Annotated in this window: 17 protein-coding genes and 1 tRNA gene; 10 read left to right on the forward strand and 8 right to left on the reverse strand. The window is 51.6% G+C overall.

The features are described 5' to 3' along the window. Window positions 1-147: 147 nt before the first annotated feature. Window positions 148-1,806 carry an ATP-dependent endonuclease gene (locus BGE37_RS05750; protein ID WP_000599806.1) on the forward strand — a complete coding sequence of 553 codons (1,659 nt, stop codon included), beginning with the start codon at window positions 148-150 and terminating at the stop codon, window positions 1,804-1,806. Here BGE37_RS05750 and BGE37_RS05755 read toward each other — a convergent pair. Continuing rightward, window positions 1,803-2,759: a VirK/YbjX family protein gene (locus tag BGE37_RS05755; RefSeq protein ID WP_134736206.1), complete on the reverse strand. Its 957-nt coding sequence runs from the start codon at window positions 2,757-2,759 to the stop codon at window positions 1,803-1,805. The genes BGE37_RS05750 and BGE37_RS05755 overlap by 4 nt on opposite strands. Window positions 2,760-2,909: 150 nt before the next feature. On the opposite strand from BGE37_RS05755, the gene macA reads away from it, so the two are divergent. Further along, window positions 2,910-4,025 (forward strand): macrolide transporter subunit MacA, encoded by a 1,116-nt coding sequence (gene macA, locus BGE37_RS05760; protein ID WP_000746460.1) that lies wholly within the window; start codon window positions 2,910-2,912, stop codon window positions 4,023-4,025. Then, complete coding sequence (macB, locus tag BGE37_RS05765; protein WP_105277066.1) at window positions 4,022-5,968, forward strand: macrolide ABC transporter ATP-binding protein/permease MacB; 1,947 nt, start codon at window positions 4,022-4,024, stop codon at window positions 5,966-5,968. The genes macA and macB overlap by 4 nt, the downstream gene beginning before the upstream one ends. A 72-nt stretch (window positions 5,969-6,040) precedes the next feature. On the opposite strand, the gene cspD is transcribed toward macB, so the two are convergent. After that, a complete protein-coding gene (gene cspD / locus BGE37_RS05770; RefSeq protein WP_000410785.1) occupies window positions 6,041-6,265 on the reverse strand; it encodes a cold shock-like protein CspD in 225 nt (74 codons plus the stop codon). A gap of 149 nt (window positions 6,266-6,414) precedes the next feature. On the opposite strand from cspD, the gene yljB reads away from it, so the two are divergent. The 3 genes from yljB (at window position 6,415) to clpA (ending at window position 9,215) form a co-directional block, all read left to right on the forward strand. Beyond that, complete coding sequence (yljB, locus tag BGE37_RS25555) at window positions 6,415-6,489, forward strand: protein YljB (RefSeq protein ID WP_001406719.1); 75 nt, start codon at window positions 6,415-6,417, stop codon at window positions 6,487-6,489. 98 nt (window positions 6,490-6,587) lie between these two features. After that, window positions 6,588-6,908: an ATP-dependent Clp protease adapter ClpS gene (gene clpS / locus BGE37_RS05775; RefSeq protein ID WP_000520781.1), complete on the forward strand. Its 321-nt coding sequence runs from the start codon at window positions 6,588-6,590 to the stop codon at window positions 6,906-6,908. Between the two features lie 30 nt (window positions 6,909-6,938). Then, window positions 6,939-9,215, forward strand: a complete 2,277-nt coding sequence (gene clpA, locus BGE37_RS05780; protein ID WP_000934050.1) for an ATP-dependent Clp protease ATP-binding subunit ClpA — start codon at window positions 6,939-6,941, stop codon at window positions 9,213-9,215. A gap of 343 nt (window positions 9,216-9,558) precedes the next feature. Here the strand turns inward: clpA and BGE37_RS05790 are convergent. The 6 genes from BGE37_RS05790 to trxB form a co-directional block, all read right to left on the reverse strand. After that, window positions 9,559-9,646, reverse strand: a tRNA-Ser gene (locus BGE37_RS05790). A gap of 258 nt (window positions 9,647-9,904) precedes the next feature. Further along, window positions 9,905-10,123 carry a translation initiation factor IF-1 gene (gene infA / locus BGE37_RS05795; RefSeq protein ID WP_001040187.1) on the reverse strand — a complete coding sequence of 73 codons (219 nt, stop codon included), beginning with the start codon at window positions 10,121-10,123 and terminating at the stop codon, window positions 9,905-9,907. A 284-nt stretch (window positions 10,124-10,407) separates the two neighbouring features. Beyond that, window positions 10,408-11,112: a leucyl/phenylalanyl-tRNA--protein transferase gene (gene aat / locus BGE37_RS05800; protein ID WP_032183842.1), complete on the reverse strand. Its 705-nt coding sequence runs from the start codon at window positions 11,110-11,112 to the stop codon at window positions 10,408-10,410. A 41-nt stretch (window positions 11,113-11,153) separates the two neighbouring features. Then, window positions 11,154-12,875, reverse strand: coding sequence for a heme ABC transporter ATP-binding protein/permease CydC (cydC, locus tag BGE37_RS05805; RefSeq protein WP_105277067.1), 1,722 nt, complete (start codon window positions 12,873-12,875; stop codon window positions 11,154-11,156). Then, on the reverse strand, window positions 12,876-14,642 hold the full coding sequence (gene cydD / locus BGE37_RS05810; protein WP_046083453.1) for a heme ABC transporter permease/ATP-binding protein CydD: 1,767 nt from the start codon (window positions 14,640-14,642) through the stop codon (window positions 12,876-12,878). 122 nt (window positions 14,643-14,764) lie between these two features. Then, window positions 14,765-15,730 (reverse strand): thioredoxin-disulfide reductase, encoded by a 966-nt coding sequence (gene trxB / locus BGE37_RS05815; protein WP_105270989.1) that lies wholly within the window; start codon window positions 15,728-15,730, stop codon window positions 14,765-14,767. A gap of 544 nt (window positions 15,731-16,274) precedes the next feature. On the opposite strand from trxB, the gene lrp reads away from it, so the two are divergent. The 4 genes from lrp to rarA all read left to right on the forward strand — a co-directional run bounded on the left by lrp (window position 16,275) and on the right by rarA (window position 23,056). Continuing rightward, window positions 16,275-16,769, forward strand: coding sequence for a leucine-responsive transcriptional regulator Lrp (gene lrp / locus BGE37_RS05825; RefSeq protein ID WP_000228473.1), 495 nt, complete (start codon window positions 16,275-16,277; stop codon window positions 16,767-16,769). Between the two features lie 134 nt (window positions 16,770-16,903). Then, window positions 16,904-20,932, forward strand: a complete 4,029-nt coding sequence (gene ftsK / locus BGE37_RS05830; RefSeq protein WP_105287855.1) for a DNA translocase FtsK — start codon at window positions 16,904-16,906, stop codon at window positions 20,930-20,932. Between the two features lie 158 nt (window positions 20,933-21,090). Beyond that, window positions 21,091-21,702: an outer membrane lipoprotein chaperone LolA gene (gene lolA / locus BGE37_RS05835; protein WP_001295343.1), complete on the forward strand. Its 612-nt coding sequence runs from the start codon at window positions 21,091-21,093 to the stop codon at window positions 21,700-21,702. 10 nt (window positions 21,703-21,712) lie between these two features. Then, window positions 21,713-23,056, forward strand: coding sequence for a replication-associated recombination protein RarA (gene rarA / locus BGE37_RS05840; RefSeq protein ID WP_000067769.1), 1,344 nt, complete (start codon window positions 21,713-21,715; stop codon window positions 23,054-23,056). Window positions 23,057-23,083: the final 27 nt, after the last annotated feature.

A 23,083-nucleotide genomic window follows, 5' to 3' on the forward strand; every position in this document is an offset into this window, starting at 1 on the left:
ACTTATCAGCAAGAGGGAGTATAACGCGATTATTCGCTCATTTTTCAGACATTTGCCATGCTTAAATGTGATGTCATCACGTATTAGCACGGCCTTTCCCGTTATACTGCCAGCGTAAAGGATAAGTCACATATTTCTGGAGGGGATATGATTCTTGAGCGCGTTGAAATTGTGGGTTTTCGCGGTATCAACCGTTTATCGTTGATGCTGGAACAAAACAACGTCCTGATTGGGGAGAACGCGTGGGGTAAATCCAGCTTGCTGGACGCCTTAACCCTGCTGCTATCGCCAGAATCAGATCTCTACCATTTTGAGCGCGACGATTTCTGGTTTCCGCCGGGAGATATCAACGGGCGGGAACATCATCTGCATATTATTTTGACCTTCCGCGAATCGCTGCCAGGCCGTCATCGGGTACGCCGCTATCGACCGTTGGAAGCATGCTGGACGCCATGCACCGATGGTTATCATCGAATTTTTTATCGCCTGGAAGGGGAGAGTGCGGAAGATGGCAGTGTGATGACACTCCGCAGTTTTCTCGATAAAGACGGACATCCGATTGATGTCGAGGATATTAACGATCAGGCACGCCATCTGGTGCGTTTAATGCCGGTGCTGCGCTTGCGTGATGCCCGTTTTATGCGCCGTATTCGTAACGGCACGGTGCCAAATGTCCCTAATGTGGAAGTCACCGCGCGCCAACTCGATTTCCTCGCCCGTGAATTATCCTCACATCCGCAAAATCTCTCTGATGGACAGATTCGTCAGGGACTTTCCGCAATGGTGCAGCTGCTTGAGCATTATTTCTCTGAGCAGGGGGCCGGACAAGCGCGATATCGTTTAATGCGGCGGCGGGCCAGTAATGAGCAACGAAGCTGGCGCTATCTGGATATCATCAACCGGATGATTGACCGGCCTGGAGGGCGCTCGTATCGGGTTATTTTGCTCGGCCTGTTTGCTACTTTATTGCAGGCAAAAGGCACATTGCGGCTGGATAAAGACGCACGTCCATTATTGCTGATTGAAGATCCAGAAACGCGTTTACACCCCATTATGCTTTCAGTTGCCTGGCATCTGTTGAATCTTCTGCCATTGCAGCGCATTGCCACCACCAACTCTGGCGAGCTGCTTTCGTTAACGCCGGTAGAGCATGTTTGCCGACTGGTACGTGAGTCCTCTCGCGTTGCCGCCTGGCGTCTGGGGCCGAGTGGCTTGAGTACCGAAGATAGCCGACGTATCTCTTTCCACATTCGTTTTAACCGTCCGTCATCGCTGTTTGCTCGCTGCTGGCTGCTGGTGGAAGGCGAAACGGAAACCTGGGTTATCAATGAACTGGCGCGTCAGTGTGGACATCATTTTGATGCCGAAGGGATCAAGGTCATTGAGTTTGCCCAGTCCGGGCTAAAGCCACTGGTTAAATTCGCCCGTCGAATGGGGATTGAATGGCATGTGCTGGTCGATGGCGATGAAGCCGGGAAGAAGTATGCCGCTACGGTACGCAGCCTGTTGAATAACGATCGGGAAGCCGAACGAGAACATTTAACGGCGTTACCGGCGCTGGATATGGAACATTTTATGTATCGCCAGGGATTTTCCGATGTGTTCCACCGCGTGGCGCAGATCCCGGAAAATGTGCCGATGAATCTGCGTAAAATTATCTCGAAAGCGATCCATCGCTCTTCCAAACCCGATCTTGCCATTGAAGTGGCAATGGAGGCCGGCCGTCGTGGTGTGGACTCCGTACCGACGCTGCTGAAAAAAATGTTCTCACGCGTGCTGTGGCTGGCGCGCGGTCGCGCGGATTAACCGCGAAACATCGTGGCCATTTGTGGCTGAATAGCGTCGAGCATCTCATAGCGCCGACGGTATTCAGCCCGTTTTTTACTGGCGATTTCGGCAATCTCTTTTCGTGCTATCTGTGCCGGAAGGCGGTAATGGCGTTCAGCATCACATACGCCGCCAACCGACTCCCAGAACGCGTTGTAATCAGCATGGATCTTGCCTTCTTTATCGCGATAACGCAGGCTGCGGTAAATATGTGTTTCATTGCTGACGGCAATGATCTGCTCTACCTGCAAACGTTGGGCAAACAGACAGGCCGCTTCCATCACGAGACGTTTGGGAAATAGCCCGTGGCAGGCTTTCGTCGCATTCTGGATTTCCTGATGTGGAATTTCCCATTTCGCACCTTGCAGCCCGCCAATAAACATTGTTCTTTTCCCCTGGTATTCACACAGAGTAAAGGTGATCTCTGCCAGAGGAATACCTTCGCTGTTGCGGAACAGGATTGTGCTGTCACCTTCTTTATCCATTGAGATCATCATGGTCAGCTCAAGTGTGAACTGCTCGCCGTTTTTGCCTTCCAGCTTCGCCAGTTGCAGCCCGGGAGTATTCAAATATAAGCTGAATTCTTCTGCCGACATGCAGGCACGAAGCAATGCATAATGGTAACGTAACGCCTCCAGCAATTGCTTGCGGCTAAGATTCGCCGCAAGGTAAGGGCGATGCAGACGCACAGGCAGTCGCGGCTGGCGCGTTAACAACACATGGAGATTCGGCCAGTGGGAAAGTTCGTTCATCCACTCAACGCTTAAACGCGGCATAATCAACGAGCGCAGCAAAAATTTCTGGCGAAAACTACGGCGATGCCAAAATTTACCCGGCCGACACTGTCCACGTGCCAGACTAAGAAAAAGTGACAGGCTGCTGAGAGATTCAGATGGCGTAAAGGTCCGTTCAGTTAGCTGCGACATATTCATGAAATCAATGGTTGTACATAACGTCGATTTCACCATGGCGTATCTTAACCAAACATCAATAGTGTGATTACTAACGTAAATTTTAGGGTTTTGTTGATATTTCGTTGAAGTTAATGACCCGGATTGGCATATGGAGTATTCAGAATATTTATGAAAAAGCGGAAAACCGTGAAGAAGCGTTACGTTATTGCGCTGGTGATAGTCATTGCCGGGCTGATTACGTTATGGAGAATTCTTAACGCACCCGTGCCGACTTATCAGACGCTGATTGTGCGCCCCGGTGATTTACAGCAAAGCGTGCTGGCGACCGGAAAGCTGGACGCGCTGCGTAAGGTTGATGTGGGCGCGCAGGTCAGCGGTCAGTTGAAAACGCTGTCGGTGGCGATTGGCGATAAAGTAAAAAAAGACCAGCTTTTAGGGGTTATTGATCCTGAACAAGCTGAAAACCAGATCAAGGAGGTGGAAGCAACGCTGATGGAGCTACGCGCGCAGCGGCAGCAGGCGGAAGCGGAGCTGAAACTGGCGCGGGTGACGTATTCCCGTCAGCAACGTCTTGCACAAACGCAGGCGGTTTCACAGCAGGATCTCGATACCGCCGCGACGGAGATGGCTGTGAAACAGGCGCAAATTGGCACCATTGACGCGCAAATCAAGCGTAATCAGGCCTCACTCGATACGGCTAAAACCAATCTCGATTACACCCGCATCGTTGCCCCGATGGCCGGGGAAGTCACGCAAATCACCACTCTGCAAGGCCAGACGGTGATTGCCGCACAACAAGCACCGAACATTCTGACGCTGGCAGATATGAGCACCATGCTGGTAAAAGCGCAGGTTTCTGAAGCGGATGTAATCCACCTGAAGCCGGGGCAAAAAGCCTGGTTTACGGTGCTTGGCGATCCGCTGACGCGCTATGAGGGGCAAATCAAGGATGTGCTACCGACGCCGGAAAAGGTTAACGACGCTATTTTCTATTACGCCCGTTTTGAAGTACCCAACCCCAATGGTTTGCTGCGGCTGGATATGACCGCGCAAGTGCATATTCAGCTCACCGATGTGAAAAATGTGCTGACGATCCCTCTGTCGGCGTTAGGCGATCCGGTTGGCGATAATCGTTATAAAGTCAAATTGTTGCGTAATGGTGAAACACGCGAGCGTGAAGTGACGATTGGTGCACGTAACGACACCGATGTTGAGATTGTCAAAGGGCTGGAAGCGGGCGATGAAGTGGTGATTGGTGAGGCCAAACCAGGAGCTGCACAATGACGCCCTTGCTCGAATTAAAGGATATTCGTCGCAGCTATCCTGCCGGTGATGAGCAGGTTGAGGTGCTGAAGGGCATCACCCTCGATATTTATGCTGGTGAGATGGTGGCGATTGTCGGCGCTTCGGGTTCCGGTAAATCGACCCTGATGAATATTCTCGGCTGCCTGGATAAGGCCACCAGCGGCACCTATCGCGTCGCCGGTCAGGATGTTGCCATGCTGGACGCCGATGCGCTGGCGCAACTGCGTCGCGAACACTTCGGCTTTATTTTCCAGCGTTACCATTTGCTTTCACATTTAACCGCCGAGCAGAATGTTGAAGTACCCGCCGTCTATGCGGGTCTTGAGCGGAAACAGCGACTGCTTCGTGCCCAGAAGTTATTGCAACGACTGGGGCTTGAAGACCGTACAGAGTATTATCCGGCACAGCTTTCGGGTGGTCAGCAACAGCGCGTCAGCATCGCGCGGGCATTGATGAACGGCGGTCAGGTAATTCTTGCCGATGAACCGACAGGCGCACTGGACAGCCATTCCGGTGAGGAGGTAATGGCGATCCTGCATCAGCTGCGCGATCGCGGGCATACGGTGATTATCGTTACCCACGATCCGCAGGTCGCTGCTCAGGCCGAGCGGGTGATCGAAATTCGCGACGGCGAAATTGTGCGCAATCCTCCCGCCATTGAAAAAGTGAATGTTGCTGGCGGGACGGAGCCTGTTATCAACACGGCGTCTGGCTGGCGGCAGTTTGTCAGCGGTTTTAACGAGGCGCTGACGATGGCGTGGCGGGCGCTGGCAGCGAATAAAATGCGTACTTTACTGACCATGCTGGGGATTATTATCGGTATTGCGTCGGTGGTTTCCATTGTCGTGGTCGGCGACGCCGCCAAACAAATGGTGCTGGCGGATATTCGTTCTATTGGTACGAATACTATTGATGTCTATCCCGGGAAAGATTTTGGCGATGACGATCCGCAATATCAGCAGGCGCTGAAGTACGACGACTTAATCGCCATCCAAAAACAACCGTGGGTCGCCTCAGCCACACCTGCCGTCTCGCAAAACCTGCGCCTGCGTTATAACAATGTCGATGTGGCTGCCAGTGCCAATGGCGTGAGCGGCGATTATTTTAATGTCTATGGCATGACCTTCAGTGAAGGGAACACCTTTAATCAGGAACAGCTGAATGGCCGTGCGCAAGTCGTGGTTCTCGACAGTAATACTCGCCGTCAGCTTTTCCCCCATAAAGCAAATGTGGTTGGCGAGGTTATCTTGGTTGGTAATATGCCAGCGAGAGTCATCGGCGTGGCAGAGGAAAAACAGTCGATGTTTGGCAGTAGTAAAGTGCTGCGCGTGTGGTTACCTTACAGCACGATGTCCGGGAGAGTTATGGGCCAGTCGTGGCTGAACTCTATTACTGTCAGGGTGAAAGAGGGCTTTGACAGCGCCGAGGCGGAACAGCAACTCACGCGTTTACTTTCACTGCGCCACGGTAAGAAGGATTTCTTTACCTGGAACATGGACGGCGTCTTGAAAACCGTTGAAAAGACCACACGTACTTTACAACTGTTTCTGACGCTGGTGGCGGTGATTTCGCTGGTGGTGGGCGGTATTGGTGTAATGAATATTATGCTGGTGTCAGTGACCGAGCGGACGCGGGAAATTGGCATTCGCATGGCTGTAGGTGCGCGAGCAAGCGATGTTTTGCAACAGTTTCTGATCGAAGCCGTGCTGGTTTGTCTGGTCGGCGGTGCGTTGGGAATAACACTGTCACTGTTAATTGCTTTCACCTTGCAGCTTTTCTTACCCGGTTGGGAGATCGGTTTTTCACCGTTGGCACTGCTGCTGGCGTTTCTCTGCTCGACGGTCACCGGGATTTTATTTGGCTGGTTACCCGCACGAAATGCGGCACGACTGGATCCAGTAGATGCTTTGGCACGAGAGTAATTTTTGAGATAAAAATGCCAGCCGATCGGGCTGGCATTTTGCCTGTAGGATGTACACAATGAGACAGAAGAGCTATGCGACTGCCGCTTCTACTTCGACGGGCACAATAACACTGGCGTGATTGCCTTTTGGCCCCTGGTGGACATCAAACTGAACGGATTGTCCAGCTTTTAGCGTTCTGTAACCATCCATCTGAATGGTGGAATAATGAGCGAAAATATCTTCGCCGCCGCCTTCAGGGCAGATGAAACCAAACCCTTTGGCATTGTTGAACCACTTAACAGTACCCTTTTCCATGCTTCGACATCCTTCGCAAATCTTATACAAGTAAGATGGAATAAACCGGGGTCAGAGAGGGGGCTGTTCAAAACCTCGCCAACTCTAGAAATACAATTTAGAGAATTAGGGCGAGCCGTCAAGCATTTGACAGGGGCCAGGGGGCAGGTATGAATCAAAAATTTGAAGCAGTTAACGCTATTGACAGGAATGTGACAGATGTCGCTGATGCCAACGATAGATGATAGTTATCTATCATGTGGAGTAGATTGGTCAGGCAAATAAGCTCTTGTCAGCGGCAGGGCGTTCTGCCGATAACCGTAACCGAAGATGATAACTGACAATGGGTAAAACGAACGACTGGCTGGACTTTGATCAACTGGCGGAAGAAAAAGTTCGCGACGCGCTAAAACCGCCATCTATGTATAAAGTGATATTAGTCAATGATGATTACACTCCGATGGAGTTTGTTATTGACGTGTTACAAAAATTCTTTTCTTATGATGTAGAACGTGCAACGCAATTGATGCTCGCTGTTCACTACCAGGGGAAGGCCATTTGCGGAGTCTTTACCGCCGAGGTTGCAGAAACCAAAGTGGCGATGGTGAACAAGTACGCGAGGGAGAATGAGCATCCATTGCTGTGTACGCTAGAAAAAGCCTGAATGCAGGCATAAAAATTGGGGGAGGTGCCTATGCTCAATCAAGAACTGGAACTCAGTTTAAATATGGCTTTCGCCAGAGCGCGCGAGCACCGTCATGAGTTTATGACCGTCGAGCACTTGTTACTGGCGCTGCTCAGTAACCCATCTGCCCGGGAGGCGCTGGAAGCGTGTTCTGTGGATTTGGTTGCGCTCCGTCAGGAACTGGAAGCCTTTATTGAACAAACCACACCCGTTCTGCCTGCCAGTGAAGAGGAGCGCGACACACAGCCAACGCTGAGTTTTCAGCGTGTACTGCAACGTGCGGTCTTCCATGTCCAGTCCTCCGGTCGCAATGAGGTTACCGGTGCAAACGTTCTGGTCGCTATCTTTAGCGAACAGGAGTCGCAGGCGGCATATCTGTTGCGCAAACATGAAGTCAGCCGTCTCGATGTGGTGAACTTTATCTCTCATGGCACGCGTAAAGACGAGCCGACACAGTCTTCTGATCCTGGCAGCCAGCCAAACAGCGAAGAACAAGCTGGTGGGGAGGAACGTATGGAGAATTTCACGACGAACCTGAATCAGCTTGCGCGTGTGGGCGGAATCGACCCACTGATTGGTCGTGAGAAGGAGCTGGAGCGTGCTATTCAGGTTCTCTGCCGTCGCCGTAAAAACAACCCGCTGCTGGTGGGGGAATCCGGTGTCGGCAAAACCGCGATTGCGGAAGGTCTTGCCTGGCGAATTGTTCAGGGCGATGTGCCGGAAGTGATGGCTGACTGTACGATTTACTCTCTCGATATCGGTTCTCTGTTAGCGGGCACAAAATATCGCGGCGACTTTGAAAAACGTTTTAAAGCGTTGCTCAAGCAGCTGGAGCAGGACACTAACAGCATCCTGTTTATTGATGAGATCCACACCATTATCGGTGCGGGTGCAGCCTCTGGTGGTCAGGTTGATGCGGCTAACCTGATCAAACCGTTGCTCTCAAGCGGTAAAATTCGCGTAATTGGTTCGACAACCTATCAGGAGTTCAGCAACATTTTCGAGAAAGACCGTGCTCTGGCGCGTCGCTTCCAGAAAATTGATATTACTGAACCGTCGATTGAAGAAACCGTACAGATCATCAACGGCCTGAAACCGAAGTACGAAGCGCACCATGACGTGCGTTATACCGCAAAAGCGGTGCGTGCAGCGGTAGAGCTGGCGGTGAAATACATTAACGATCGTCATCTGCCGGATAAAGCCATTGACGTTATCGACGAAGCGGGCGCTCGCGCACGCCTGATGCCGGTAAGCAAACGCAAGAAAACCGTTAATGTGGCGGATATTGAGTCCGTGGTGGCCCGTATTGCGCGCATTCCAGAGAAGAGTGTTTCTCAGAGTGACCGCGATACCCTGAAAAACCTCAGCGATCGCCTGAAAATGCTGGTCTTCGGTCAGGATAAAGCCATTGAGGCGCTGACTGAAGCCATTAAGATGGCGCGTGCAGGTTTAGGTCACGAACATAAACCAGTCGGTTCGTTCCTGTTTGCCGGCCCTACCGGGGTCGGGAAAACAGAGGTGACGGTACAGCTTTCGAAAGCTTTGGGCATTGAGCTTCTGCGCTTTGATATGTCCGAGTATATGGAACGCCATACCGTCAGCCGTCTGATTGGTGCGCCTCCGGGATACGTTGGTTTTGATCAGGGCGGTTTGCTGACTGATGCGGTCATCAAGCATCCTCATGCGGTGCTGCTGCTGGACGAAATCGAGAAAGCGCACCCGGACGTGTTCAATATTCTGTTGCAGGTGATGGACAACGGTACGCTGACCGATAACAACGGACGCAAAGCGGACTTCCGTAACGTGGTGCTGGTGATGACCACTAATGCCGGGGTACGGGAAACTGAGCGTAAATCCATTGGTCTTATCCACCAGGATAACAGCACCGATGCGATGGAAGAGATCAAGAAGATCTTTACACCGGAATTCCGTAACCGTCTCGACAACATTATCTGGTTTGATCATCTGTCAACCGACGTGATCCATCAGGTGGTGGATAAGTTCATCGTCGAGTTACAGGTTCAGCTGGATCAGAAAGGTGTTTCTCTGGAAGTGAGCCAGGAAGCGCGTAACTGGCTGGCCGAGAAAGGTTACGACCGGGCAATGGGCGCACGTCCGATGGCGCGTGTCATCCAGGACAACCTGAAAAAACCGCTCGCCAACGAACTGTTGTTTGGTTCGCTGGTGGACGGCGGTCAGGTGACGGTTGCGCTGGATAAAGAGAAAAATGAGCTGACTTACGGATTCCAGAGTGCACAAAAGCACAAGGCGGAAGCAGCGCATTAATCTGATTGTTAGGTAGGTTTGTGAAGTCCGTAATCTCGTCAGGGGTTACGGACTTTTTATTTGTAGGGTGGAATGGTGAAAACCCTATTTTTGGAGGTGAAGGTAAGTTGTTGATAATTAATGGTGCTGGAAGGTAAGAATAAAAAAGGGTGGCAGCAGGAAAATGAGATGATTTTTCTTTATTAACAACGAGCTAAACGTGTAGTATTTGAGTTCACTGCCGTACAGGCAGCTTAGAAAGCCAACCGAAAGAAAAACTCGATTTTTATACCGTTCACTGCCGTACAGGCAGATAAAATGCGAAAAAAAAGCCCGTACTTTCGTACGAGCTCTTCTTCAAATATGGCGGTGAGGGGGGGATTCGAACCCCCGATACGTTGCCGTATACACACTTTCCAGGCGTGCTCCTTCAGCCACTCGGACACCTCACCAAATTGTTTTGCTGCCTGACCTCATGGGGGGCAACGGGGCGCTACTATAGGGAGTTGGAGTAAAACGGTCAAGAAGAATTTTAATGATAATTATTGTTTGCTCATACTGTAAACAAGTTGTGCAGTATATCTACATCGAGACAAGTTATGTTATGGACTTATACTTCCAAAGTACTTCATACATATCACAAAATAAAAAGGCCGGTTAAACCGACCTTTTACTCGTTCTTTCTCTTCGCCCATCAGGCGGTAAAACAATCAGCGACTACGGAAGACAATGCGGCCTTTGCTCAGGTCGTACGGGGTCAGCTCAACAGTCACTTTGTCGCCCGTCAGGATGCGGATGTAGTTTTTACGCATTTTACCGGAGATGTGTGCAGTAACCACGTGACCGTTTTCTAACTCTACGCGGAACATGGTGTTAGGCAACGTTTCAAGAACGGTACCTTGCATTTCAATATTGTCTTCTTTGGCCATCTAATCCTCTGGGGTATCACTACCGTAATTTGAACCGGCAAGATAATGCCGAAGTTCTGTAAATAAGTAAAGATTTGCGCGCTAAATCGCAACAAACAGGTTCGGCACATTACTCCGAAAACACACGGCTAAGCCGCACCAAAAGCGCAACGTATAAGGGAGCGGTGAGATAAACGATGGGCGTTACCTGACGCGAAAAATTCCTTATCGGCAGCGGGGTAATGAGCGTAACCAACTCTGCGACCGCAATTATAACACTCTGGGGAGAAATGTGCCGAAAACATTCATTCTTGTGGTGAAAACAAGCACCGTGGTACCCAGAAATTATTCGGCAATCGTCCGAGGCGCATTTGATTGAGATAATTTAGATAATCCCGGCGGGGAATTTCGCAGGCACCAAGCGAAGCTGTGTGATCGTTAAGGACCTGGCAGTCGATAAGTTTGCCACCGTGACGGATAAATTCATCACAGAAGACCAGTAGCGCTGTTTTGGACGCGTTTTCCATCCGGCTGAACATAGACTCGCCACAAAATAGCGTTCCCTGGGCCACGCCGTACATACCGCCGACAAGCTCATCTTCACACCAGACTTCGATGGAGTGGGCATGACCGAGTTCGTGAAGGCGATGGTAGGCTTCGACCACGCCACGCGTGATCCAGGTTCCTTCTTCGCGATCGCTGGCACAGCCTTCAATGACCTGACCAAAGGCGTAATTCATCGTGACACGATAGGGCGAGCGTTTATGAAATCGTTTCATACTACGGCTGATATGCAATGATTCAGGCCATAGTACCGCGCGAGGATCGGGCGACCACCAGAGGATGGGGTCGCCTGGAGAAAACCACGGAAAAATACCACGCTGATAAGCCATTAACAGGCGCGCAGGGCTAAGATCGCCCCCCAGTGCCAGCAGGCCGTTAGGCTCACGTAATGCGCCTTCCGGGGAGGGGAAGGCTATTGAATGGCGAGAAAGCTGAACCAGGCGCATGACCGCAAAACTCCACGCAAGTCGGATCGTTCAATAATAGCTTACAAACCCTGCTTAAACTGGTAATAACGCCCCTGTCGGGCAAGCAGTTCTGCGTGAGTACCTTGCTCAATAATTTGCCCGTTGTCCATCACTATTATTTGCTGGAAACGAGAGAGCCCGCGAAGTCGATGGGTGACCATTAACACCGTTTTCTCACGCATCATTTCTGCAAGTAATTCAAGGATCTGACTTTCAGTTGTGGCATCTAAGCCTTCGGTAGGTTCATCCAGCAATACCAGTGGCGCATCATGTAACAGCGCACGGGCGATAGCCAGACGGCGCAGTTCACCACCGGAGAGCTGGCGTCCGCCTTCACCTAACCAACTGTTGAGACCTGCATCCTCGAGCAGCTTCTCCAGACCAACTCGACGCAAGATCTCCGCCAAAACTTCATCACTACTGCCAGGCGAGGCGAGTAACAGATTATCACGCAGTGTGGCGCTAAACAGATGCACTCGCTGTGGCACAACGCTGATGGTCTGTCGTAGAGTTGCTTCGTTCAGGCTGGCTATGGGGCTATCGTTAAGTAAAATCTCGCCCTGTTGCGGGTCCCATGCGCGGGTCAGCAGTTGTAACAATGTTGATTTACCGCATCCGGTTCGCCCGAGAATCGCAATATGTTCTCCGGCGTTTACTTGAAGAGAAATCCCTTTCAGTGCTTGTTGGGATTGCTCCGGATAAGTGAACTGAACATCCCGTAACGTCAGCGAAACGCAATCGGCAACACGGGTTTGGGTATCAGGGAAGGTGACTTCAGGTTTTTGATCCGTTAAATCGGTGATCCGTACGGCAGAGGCAATGACTTGCCCCAGATGCTGAAATGCACCCGTTACTGGTGCCAGTGCTTCAAACGCGGCTAACGCACAGAAGACAAACAGGGCAATTAACGCGCCTGGTTGAGTATTGCCACCAACGCCGCCAGACGCCATCCACAGCATCAGGATCACCGCTAACGCGCCAATTAACAGCATTATTGCTTGCGACAAAGCTGTCAGTTCAGATTGACGGCGTTGCGCTTCCAGCCACTGAATTTCAGTATTCTCTAATTGCGTGCGATAACGATCGCTGGCACCAAAAATGGTCAGCTCAGCTTGCCCTTGCAGCCAGGCTGTCAGTTGTTGGCGATACTGCCCGCGAAGATGAGTCAGATTTTGCCCGGTGCTTTTTCCCGCACGATAAAACAGCGGTGGCATCAGCAAAAGCGTCAGTAACATAATGCCGCCCAGCGTAAAGGCGAGGGTGAAATCAAGGAAACTTAACCCGATTGTCACCACCATAATCACCACAAAAGCGCCCACCAGCGGCGAGATAACGCGCAGGTAAAGATGATCGAGCGTATCAACATCCGCCACCACGCGGTTGAGCAATTCGCCCTGACGATAGCGCGCCAGTCCGGCAGGGGAGAGGGGGAGCAATTTGCTGAAGGTGTAAATGCGCAGATGCTGCAACACGCGGAAAGTCGCGTCATGGCTCACCAGACGTTCAAAATAACGCCCGGCGGTACGGGTGATTGCTGCGCCACGCACGCCTGCAGCGGGTAGCATATAGTTGAAGCTATACAGTCCTGCAACGCCCGCCACCGCTGAGGCGGAGAGGAACCAGCCGGAAAGTGTCAACAGACCGATACTGGCGAGCAGTGTGACAATTGCTAGCACAATGCCAAGGCTTAACATCCATTTATGACGTTTATACAGAGCCAGATAGGGTAGCAAAGCGCGCATTTAAATCTCCTCCTGACGATGGGCCAGCAATGTGGCAAAAGGACCGTTAGCCACGCTTAATTCCGCGTAACGTCCTTGCTCGATAATCTGACCATCCTGCATTACCCAAATGACATCCCAGTCAGCAAGATCTTCTAACTGGTGGGTGACCATTAACGTTGTCTGGCGCAGAGAGGCGGCATTCAGCGCCTCCATTACGCGCTGTTCACTGTGAGCATCAAGGCTTGCTGCGGGTTCATCCAACAGTAATAGCGAACAGGGATTCAGTAATGCACGCGCCACCGCCACACGTTGTGCCTGGCCTACGGAAAGGCGGGCAGCCTGGTCGCCAACAGGCGTATCAACTCCTTGTGGCAGGAGCGGTAGAAACTCACTGACCCACGCGTTATCCAGTGCTGTTTGTAACTCTTGTTCGCTGGCATCAGGTCGTGCCAGCAGTACGTTATCTCGTAGTGTTGCTGCTGGTAATTGTGGGTTTTGCCCAACCCAGGAGAGATGTTTACGCCATGATTCCGGTGATAAATCGCGTAATTCTATCCCGTTGATTCGTAGCGATCCCTGATATGAGAGAAAACCAGAAAGCGCGTTCAGCAGTGAGCTTTTACCTGAACCGCTGCGACCAACCAACACTGCACGTTGGCCTGCTGGCAAAGTAAAGTTCAGCGGTCCGGCCAGCGTTTTACCTTCTGGTGATGTAATAAACAGATCCTCGGCCTCAATGGTCACCGGATCGGTCGACGTTAATTCAGCCTCACCGCGCTGCGGATGGGCGAGCGGGGTTTCCATAAACGTTTTCAGACTGTCTGCCGCGCCAACAGCCTGGGCTTTAGCATGATAAAACGTACCCAGATCGCGCAATGGCTGGAAAAACTCCGGCGCAAGGATCAGGGCCAGAAACCCCGCAGCCAGCGTCACGCCAGTATCGTAGTGCCCAAAATCCAGCTCACCGAGATAGGAAAAACCAAAGTAGACCGCGACCAGAGCAATTGACAGCGAGGTAAAAAATTCGAGAATGCCGGAGGATAAAAACGCCAGCCGTAGCACTTCCATTGTCCGTTGGCGGAAATCTTCCGAAGCAGAACGAATACTTTCAATTTCAGCTTCACCACGACCAAAAATACGCAATGTTTCCATGCCGCGCAGGCGATCGAGGAAATGTCCACTTAAGCGAGCAAGAGCGAGAAAGTTGCGTCGGTTAGCATCGGCAGCCCCCATTCCAACCAGCGCCATAAATAACGGAATTAACGGAGCAGTGCCCAGCAGAATGAGCGCCGCAGCCCAGTTAGAGGGGAAGATCGCCACCACAATCAGCAACGGCACCGACACTGCCAGCGCCATTTGCGGCAGGTAGCGTGCATAGTAATCATGCATATCGTCAATTTGCTCGAGTACCAGCGTCGCCCAGCTCCCCGCCGGTTTACCCTGAATCCACGCTGGCCCTGCTTGTTGCAGACGGTCGAGAACCTGACGTCGGATGGCAAAGCGGATATGCTGCCCGGCGTGATAACCCACCCGTTCTCGTAACCAGACCACCCATGCGCGCAGTACAAAGGTCAGAACCAGTAACGTAAAGGGAAGCAGCAGGGCTTCACGGGGAATATTCTCCATAATCATATGTTGCAGAATTCGCGCCATGAACCAGGCCTGGGCAATGATCAATATGCCGCTCACAAAGCCCAGCAGACGAGAAATATTCAGCCAACGTTGGGAGATGACGCTTTGCTGTTTTAACCAGCGGGTTAACTCTTTTTGACGGGATTTATTCATTGCACGCTTAGCAGGTGAGTTATCAGAATTATTTGCAGAGCAATGTTACAACGAGGAAAAAATAAAGGCGACCCATAGTCGCATGGTGTCGCCTTCTTTACTTTTGTTACTGATTTGTAAAATTATTTTGCGTCAGCTAAACCATCGAGGTAGCGTTCCGCATCAAGTGCTGCCATGCAGCCTGTACCCGCAGATGTAATGGCCTGGCGATAAATGTGATCCATCACGTCGCCTGCGGCAAAGACGCCAGGGATGCTGGTCTGGGTGGCATTACCATGAATACCCGACTGCACTTTGATGTAGCCGTTTTCCAGTTCCAGCTGCCCTTCGAAAATAGCCGTGTTCGGGCTGTGGCCGATAGCAACAAACAGACCGGCAACGTCGAGTGACTCGATATTATCGGTGTTTTGCGTATCGCGCAGACGAACGCCAGTGACGCCCATCTGATCGCCGGTCACTTCTTCCAGCGTACGGTTGGTGTGCAGAATAATGTTGCCGTTCTCCACTTTATCCATCAGACGCTTAATGAGGATTTTTTCCGCGCGGAAACCATCTCGGCGGTGAATCAGATGAACTTCCGAAGCGATGTTAGACAGATACAGCGCCTCTTCAACCGCGGTATTGCCGCCGCCGATGACCGCAACTTTCTGGTTACGATAGAAGAAACCGTCGCAGGTTGCACAAGCAGAAACCCCACGCCCTTTAAAGGCTTCTTCAGAGGGCAGGCCGAGATAGCGAGCAGAAGCTCCAGTGGCAATAATCAGCGCATCACAAGTGTATTCGCCGCTATCGCCAGTCAGACGGAACGGGCGATTCTGCAAATCTACTTTGCTGATGTGATCAAAAATGATTTCAGTTTCAAATTTAGCGGCATGTTCGTGCATGCGCTCCATTAATAACGGACCGGTCAGATCGTTTGGATCGCCTGGCCAGTTTTCCACTTCCGTGGTGGTGGTCAGTTGGCCGCCTTTTTCCATGCCGGTAATCAGCACAGGTTGCAGGTTGGCGCGCGCCGCGTAGACAGCAGCGGTGTATCCCGCCGGGCCTGAACCCAGGATAAGCAGTTTACTGTGTTTGGTCGTGCCCATGAGATCCCCATAGTTGTTGGCAGACAATGGGCAGGATTGTAGGGAATTTACAGACGTAAAAAAAGAGTATGACGATTTTGTTAACAATTTGTGCAATCGGCAGTATCGATAAGTAGGTCAAACTCCCTCCGGCATTATCACCTCTGCTACTTAAATTTCCCGCGTTATAAGCCGATTAAATGATGAATAAACGCCCCTGTTAATGAATATCTGGCATGTTGTACTAAAAATCGATGTTTTGCTTTGACAATCCCCTGGTGTTTTGCGAAAACATTCGAGGAAGAAAAAAAACAGTATTCTTATATGCGCATAACCATGCATGTAAATACCATGTTTACCGTGCTAGTGAAATCTACGTATGGCGTGGACAGACGCCATTCGTGATGTCGATAGCTGCCACCAGGCAACGGTCTTCTCACCGTAGACCAGGCATTGCGCGCCGTGAATCTTAATGATTTCGGTCTATCGTGACGGGTAGCGACTCTGAACAGTGATGTTTCAGGGTCAGACAGGAGTAGGGAAGGAATACAGAGAGACAATAATAATGGTAGATAGCAAGAAGCGCCCTGGCAAAGATCTCGACCGTATCGATCGTAACATTCTTAATGAGTTGCAAAAGGATGGGCGTATTTCTAACGTCGAGCTTTCTAAACGTGTGGGACTTTCCCCAACGCCGTGCCTTGAGCGTGTGCGTCGGCTGGAAAGACAAGGGTTTATTCAGGGCTATACAGCGCTGCTGAACCCCCATTATCTGGATGCATCACTTCTGGTATTCGTTGAGATTACTCTGAATCGTGGCGCACCGGATGTGTTTGAACAATTCAATACCGCTGTACAAAAACTTGAAGAAATTCAGGAGTGTCATTTAGTATCCGGTGATTTCGACTACCTGTTGAAAACACGCGTGCCGGATATGTCGGCTTACCGTAAGTTGCTAGGGGAAACCCTGCTGCGTCTGCCTGGCGTCAATGACACGCGGACATACGTTGTTATGGAAGAAGTCAAGCAGAGTAATCGTCTGGTTATTAAGACGCGCTAACACGGAACAGGTGCAAAATCGGCGTATTTTGATTACACTCCTGTTAATCCATACAGCAACAGTACTAGGGTAACCTGGTACTGTTGTCCGTTTTAGCATCGGGCAGGAAAAGCCTGTAACCTGGAGAGCCTTTCTTGAGCCAGGAATACACTGAAGACAAAGAAGTCACATTGACAAAGTTAAGTAGCGGCCGCCGACTTCTGGAGGCGTTGCTGATCCTTATTGTCCTGTTTGCCGTCTGGTTGATGGCTGCCTTACTAAGCTTTAACCCTTCGGACCCCAGCTGGTCGCAAACGGCCTGGCATGAGCCTATCCATAATTTAGGTGGAATGCCCGGTGCGTGGCTGGCAGATACGCTGTTCTTTATTTTTGGCGTGATGGCTTACACCATTCCCGTCATTATCGTCGGCGGTTGTTGGTTTGCCTGGCGTCATCAGTCCAGTGACGAATACATTGATTATTTTGCCGTTTCGCTACGCATCATTGGCGTTTTGGCGCTAATCCTTACCTCTTGTGGTCTGGCGGCAATCAACGCTGACGATATCTGGTATTTTGCCTCCGGTGGCGTCATCGGCAGCTTACTAAGCACTACGCTACAACCACTGCTACACAGTAGCGGGGGAACTATTGCGCTGCTCTGCGTTTGGGCAGCGGGCCTGACGCTGTTCACCGGTTGGTCATGGGTGACCATTGCTGAAAAACTCGGCGGCTGGATTTTAAACATTCTCACCTTCGCCAGTAATCGTACCCGTCGCGATGATACCTGGGTCGATGAAGATGAGTATGAAGACGACGAAGAATATGAAGATGAAAATCACGGCAAACAGCATGAATCGCGCCGTGCCCGTATTCTTCGCGGCGCGCTAGCACGTCGTAAACGTCTGGCGGAAAAATTCATTAATCCGATGGGGCGGCAAACAGATGCTGCGTTGTTCTCCGGTAAGCGGATGGATGATGAAGAAGAGATTACCTACACTGCACGCGGTGTGGCTGCCGACCCTGACGACGTCCTCTTTTCGGGCAATCGTGCAACGCAGCCAGAATATGACGAATACGATCCATTATTAAACGGTGCGCCAATTACCGAACCTGTTGCTGTAGCAGCTGCTGCTACCACGGCGACACAAAGCTGGGCTGCACCGGTTGAACCTGTGACTCAGACGCCGCCAGTTGCCTCTGTTGATGTTCCACCTACGCAACCTACAGTAGCCTGGCAGCCTGTACCGGGGCCGCAAACGGGAGAACCGGTTATTGCACCTGCACCGGAAGGTTACCCACAGCAGTCACAATATGCGCAGCCTGCAGTGCAATATAATGAGCCGCTGCAACAACCTGTACAGCCACAGCAGCCGTATTATGCGCCTGCAGCTGAACAGCCTGTGCAACAACCTTACTACGCTCCTGCGCCGGAACAGTCTGCGCAACAGCCGTATTACGCCCCTGCGCCAGAACAACCGGTGGCAGGTAACGCCTGGCAAGCCGAAGAGCAGCAATCCACTTTTGCTCCACAGTCTACATACCAGACGGAGCAAACTTATCAGCAGCCAGCCGCTCAGGAGCCGTTGTACCAACAGCCGCAACCCGTTGAACAGCAGCCTGTTGTGGAGCCTGAACCCATTGTAGAAGAGACAAAACCCGCGCGTCCGCCGCTTTACTATTTTGAAGAAGTGGAAGAGAAGCGTGCCCGTGAACGTGAACAACTTGCGGCCTGGTATCAACCGATTCCTGAACCGGTTAAAGAACCAGAACCGATCAAATCTTCGCTTAAAGCACCTTCTGTTGCAGCAGTACCTCCAGTGGAAGCCGCTGCCGCTGTTTCCCCTCTGGCATCTGGCGTGAAAAAAGCGACACTGGCGACGGGGGCTGCCGCAACCGTTGCCGCACCAGTCTTCAGTCTGGCAAATAGCGGTGGACCGCGTCCGCAGGTCAAAGAGGGGATTGGCCCGCAGTTGCCACGACCGAAACGTATCCGCGTGCCAACTCGTCGTGAACTGGCGTCATATGGCATTAAGCTGCCCTCACAGCGTGCAGCAGAAGAAAAAGCCCGTGAAGCCCAGCGCAATCAGTACGATTCTGGCGATCAGTACAACGATGATGAAATCGATGCGATGCAGCAGGATGAACTGGCACGTCAGTTCGCCCAAACGCAGCAGCAACGCTATGGCGAACAGTATCAACATGATGTGCCCGTGAACACAGAAGATGCAGATGCTGCGGCAGAGGCAGAACTGGCTCGTCAGTTTGCTCAAACTCAACAACAACGTTATTCCGGCGAACAACCGGCTGGGGCGAATCCGTTCTCGCTGGATGATTTTGAATTTTCGCCAATGAAAGCGTTGCTGGATGATGGTCCACACGAACCGCTGTTTACGCCAATTGTTGAACCTGTACAGCAGCCGCAACAACCGGTAGCACCGCAGCAACAATATCAGCAGCCGCAACAACCAGTTGCGCCGCAGCAACAATATCAGCAGCCGCAACAACCGGTTGCACAGCAGCCGCAATATCAGCAGCCGCAACAGCCGGTTGCACCACAGCCGCAGTATCAGCAGCCACAACAGCCGGTTGCACCACAGCAGCAATATCAGCAGCCGCAACAGCCAGTTGCGCCGCAGCCGCAGGATACCCTGCTTCATCCGCTGTTAATGCGTAATGGCGACAGCCGTCCGTTGCATAAACCTACGACGCCGCTGCCTTCTCTGGATTTGCTGACACCGCCGCCGAGCGAAGTGGAGCCGGTAGATACCTTTGCGCTTGAACAAATGGCGCGTCTGGTGGAAGCGCGTCTGGCTGATTTCCGTATTAAAGCCGATGTCGTCAATTATTCTCCGGGGCCGGTTATCACTCGCTTTGAATTGAACCTGGCACCGGGCGTAAAAGCGGCGCGTATTTCTAACTTGTCACGTGACCTTGCCCGTTCACTTTCGACGGTGGCGGTGCGTGTCGTTGAAGTTATTCCTGGCAAACCTTATGTAGGTCTGGAGTTACCGAATAAAAAACGACAAACCGTTTATCTGCGCGAAGTTTTGGATAACGCCAAATTCCGCGATAATCCGTCGCCATTAACCGTGGTGCTGGGTAAAGATATCGCCGGTGAGCCGGTGGTTGCCGATCTGGCGAAAATGCCGCACTTGTTGGTTGCGGGGACTACCGGTTCCGGTAAATCTGTCGGTGTGAACGCGATGATCCTGAGCATGCTTTATAAAGCACAGCCAGAAGATGTGCGTTTCATCATGATCGACCCGAAAATGCTGGAGCTTTCGGTTTATGAAGGCATTCCGCACCTGTTAACGGAAGTCGTTACCGATATGAAAGATGCCGCCAACGCGCTGCGCTGGTGTGTTAACGAGATGGAGCGTCGTTATAAACTGATGTCTGCACTGGGTGTGCGTAATCTGGCGGGTTATAACGAAAAAATTGCTGAAGCCGATCGCATGATGCGTCCGATTCCAGACCCGTACTGGAAGCCGGGTGACAGTATGGATGCCCAGCATCCGGTGCTGAAAAAGGAACCGTACATTGTGGTGTTGGTGGACGAATTTGCCGACCTGATGATGACGGTAGGTAAAAAAGTGGAAGAGCTGATAGCACGTCTGGCGCAAAAAGCCCGTGCTGCAGGTATCCACCTCGTACTGGCAACTCAGCGTCCATCGGTTGATGTTATTACTGGTCTGATTAAAGCGAATATTCCGACCCGTATCGCCTTTACCGTATCCAGTAAGATTGACTCACGTACCATTCTTGATCAGGCTGGCGCGGAATCACTGCTGGGTATGGGGGATATGCTTTACTCTGGGCCGAACTCCACGTTGCCGGTACGTGTTCATGGTGCTTTTGTTCGCGATCAGGAAGTTCATGCCGTGGTGCAGGACTGGAAAGCGCGTGGTCGCCCACAGTATGTTGACGGCATCACCTCCGACAGCGAAAGCGAAGGTGGTGCGGGTGGTTTCGATGGCGCTGAAGAATTGGATCCGTTGTTCGATCAGGCAGTGCAGTTTGTCACTGAAAAACGCAAAGCGTCAATTTCAGGCGTACAGCGTCAGTTCCGCATTGGTTATAACCGTGCGGCGCGGATTATCGAACAGATGGAAGCGCAGGGGATTGTCAGCGAACAGGGGCACAATGGTAATCGTGAAGTATTGGCCCCACCTCCGTTTGACTAATTAGAGTATCGTAGGCCGGATAAGATGCGATAGCATCGCATCCGGCAATCTGGTAACTGAAAATTCAGTATTTTCTTCTTTCCTCAAGCTGATTATTAGCCTGGAATAGAGAGTAGAGGGAACTCCCGGTCGGGAGTGACGTAATTTGAGGAATAATGATGAAAAAAATTGCCATCACCTGTGCATTACTCTCAAGCTTAGTAGCAAGCAGCGTTTGGGCTGATGCCGCAAGCGATCTTAAAAGCCGCCTGGATAAAGTCAGCAGCTTCCACGCCAGTTTCACACAAAAAGTGACTGACGGTAGCGGCGCGGCGGTGCAGGAAGGTCAGGGCGATCTGTGGGTGAAACGTCCAAACTTATTCAACTGGCATATGACTCAACCTGATGAAAGCATTCTGGTTTCTGACGGTAAAACACTGTGGTTCTATAACCCATTCGTTGAGCAAGCTACGGCAACCTGGCTGAAAGATGCTACCGGTAATACGCCGTTTATGCTGATTGCCCGCAACCAGTCCAGCGACTGGCAGCAGTACAATATCAAACAGAATGGCGATGACTTTGTCCTGACGCCGAAAGCCAGCAATGGCAATTTGAAGCAGTTCACCATTAACGTGGGGCGTGATGGCACAATCCATCAGTTTAGCGCGGTGGAGCAGGACGATCAGCGCAGCAGTTATCAACTGAAATCCCAGCAAAATGGGGCTGTGGATGCAGCGAAATTTACCTTCACCCCGCCGCAAGGCGTCACGGTAGATGATCAACGTAAGTAGAGGCACCTGAGTGAGCAATCTGTCGCTCGATTTTTCGGATAATACTTTTCAACCTCTGGCCGCGCGTATGCGGCCAGAAAATTTAGCACAGTATATCGGCCAGCAACATTTGCTGGCTGCCGGGAAGCCATTGCCGCGCGCTATCGAAGCTGGGCATTTGCATTCTATGATCCTCTGGGGGCCACCGGGTACCGGCAAAACAACCCTCGCTGAAGTTATAGCCCGTTATGCGAACGCTGATGTGGAACGTATTTCTGCCGTCACCTCTGGCGTGAAAGAGATTCGCGAGGCGATCGAGCGCGCTCGGCAAAACCGCAATGCTGGTCGCCGCACTATTCTTTTTGTTGACGAAGTTCACCGTTTCAACAAAAGCCAGCAGGATGCATTTCTGCCACATATTGAAGACGGCACCATCACTTTTATTGGCGCAACCACTGAAAACCCGTCGTTTGAGCTTAATTCGGCACTGCTTTCCCGTGCCCGTGTCTACCTGTTGAAATCCCTGAGTACAGAGGATATCGAACAGGTACTGACTCAGGCGATGGAAGACAAAACCCGCGGTTATGGTGGTCAGGATATCGTTCTGCCGGGTGAAACAAGACGCGCCATCGCTGAACTGGTGAATGGCGACGCGCGCCGCGCGTTAAATACGCTGGAAATGATGGCGGATATGGCTGAAGTCGATGATAGCGGTAAGCGAGTCCTGAAGCCTGAATTACTGACCGAAATCGCCGGTGAGCGTAGCGCCCGCTTTGATAACAAAGGCGATCGCTTTTACGATCTGATCTCTGCACTGCATAAATCGGTGCGTGGGAGCGCACCCGATGCGGCGCTGTACTGGTATGCGCGAATTATTACCGCCGGTGGAGATCCGTTATATGTCGCGCGTCGCTGCCTGGCGATTGCGTCTGAAGATGTGGGTAATGCTGACCCACGGGCGATGCAGGTGGCTATTGCGGCCTGGGATTGCTTTACTCGCGTTGGTCCGGCTGAAGGTGAACGTGCCATTGCTCAGGCGATTGTTTACCTGGCCTGCGCGCCAAAAAGTAACGCTGTCTATACCGCATTTAAAGCCGCGCTGGCCGATGCTCGCGAACGTCCGGATTATGACGTGCCGGTTCATTTGCGTAATGCGCCGACAAAATTAATGAAGGAAATGGGCTACGGTCAGGAATATCGTTATGCTCATGATGAAGCAAACGCTTATGCTGCCGGTGAGGTTTACTTCCCGCCGGAAATAGCACAAACACGCTATTATTTCCCGACAAACAGGGGCCTTGAAGGCAAGATTGGCGAAAAGCTCGCCTGGCTGGCTGAACAGGATCAAAATAGCCCCATAAAACGCTACCGTTAATGTTATCGTTGCGGTAATGTTGTTACT

The sequence above is a fragment of the Escherichia sp. MOD1-EC6300 genome (assembly GCF_002965045.1).
In the GTDB taxonomy this organism is placed as follows: Bacteria; Pseudomonadota; Gammaproteobacteria; order Enterobacterales; family Enterobacteriaceae; genus Escherichia; species Escherichia coli_F.

Bases quoted from the DNA above. Each gene is read 5' to 3' on its own strand.
- lolA (WP_001295343.1), top strand. From the start codon at position 21,091: ATGAAAAAAATTGCCATCACCTGTGCATTACTCTCAAGCTTAGTAGCA.
- lrp (WP_000228473.1), top strand. From the start codon at position 16,275: ATGGTAGATAGCAAGAAGCGCCCTGGCAAAGATCTCGACCGTATCGAT.
- trxB (WP_105270989.1), bottom strand. From the start codon at position 15,730: ATGGGCACGACCAAACACAGTAAACTGCTTATCCTGGGTTCAGGCCCG.
- macA (WP_000746460.1), top strand. From the start codon at position 2,910: ATGAAAAAGCGGAAAACCGTGAAGAAGCGTTACGTTATTGCGCTGGTG.
- aat (WP_032183842.1), bottom strand. From the start codon at position 11,112: ATGCGCCTGGTTCAGCTTTCTCGCCATTCAATAGCCTTCCCCTCCCCG.
- cydD (WP_046083453.1), bottom strand. From the start codon at position 14,642: ATGAATAAATCCCGTCAAAAAGAGTTAACCCGCTGGTTAAAACAGCAA.
- cspD (WP_000410785.1), bottom strand. From the start codon at position 6,265: ATGGAAAAGGGTACTGTTAAGTGGTTCAACAATGCCAAAGGGTTTGGT.
- BGE37_RS05750 (WP_000599806.1), top strand. From the start codon at position 148: ATGATTCTTGAGCGCGTTGAAATTGTGGGTTTTCGCGGTATCAACCGT.
- cydC (WP_105277067.1), bottom strand. From the start codon at position 12,875: ATGCGCGCTTTGCTACCCTATCTGGCTCTGTATAAACGTCATAAATGG.
- clpA (WP_000934050.1), top strand. From the start codon at position 6,939: ATGCTCAATCAAGAACTGGAACTCAGTTTAAATATGGCTTTCGCCAGA.
- BGE37_RS05755 (WP_134736206.1), bottom strand. From the start codon at position 2,759: ATGAATATGTCGCAGCTAACTGAACGGACCTTTACGCCATCTGAATCT.
- macB (WP_105277066.1), top strand. From the start codon at position 4,022: ATGACGCCCTTGCTCGAATTAAAGGATATTCGTCGCAGCTATCCTGCC.
- infA (WP_001040187.1), bottom strand. From the start codon at position 10,123: ATGGCCAAAGAAGACAATATTGAAATGCAAGGTACCGTTCTTGAAACG.
- clpS (WP_000520781.1), top strand. From the start codon at position 6,588: ATGGGTAAAACGAACGACTGGCTGGACTTTGATCAACTGGCGGAAGAA.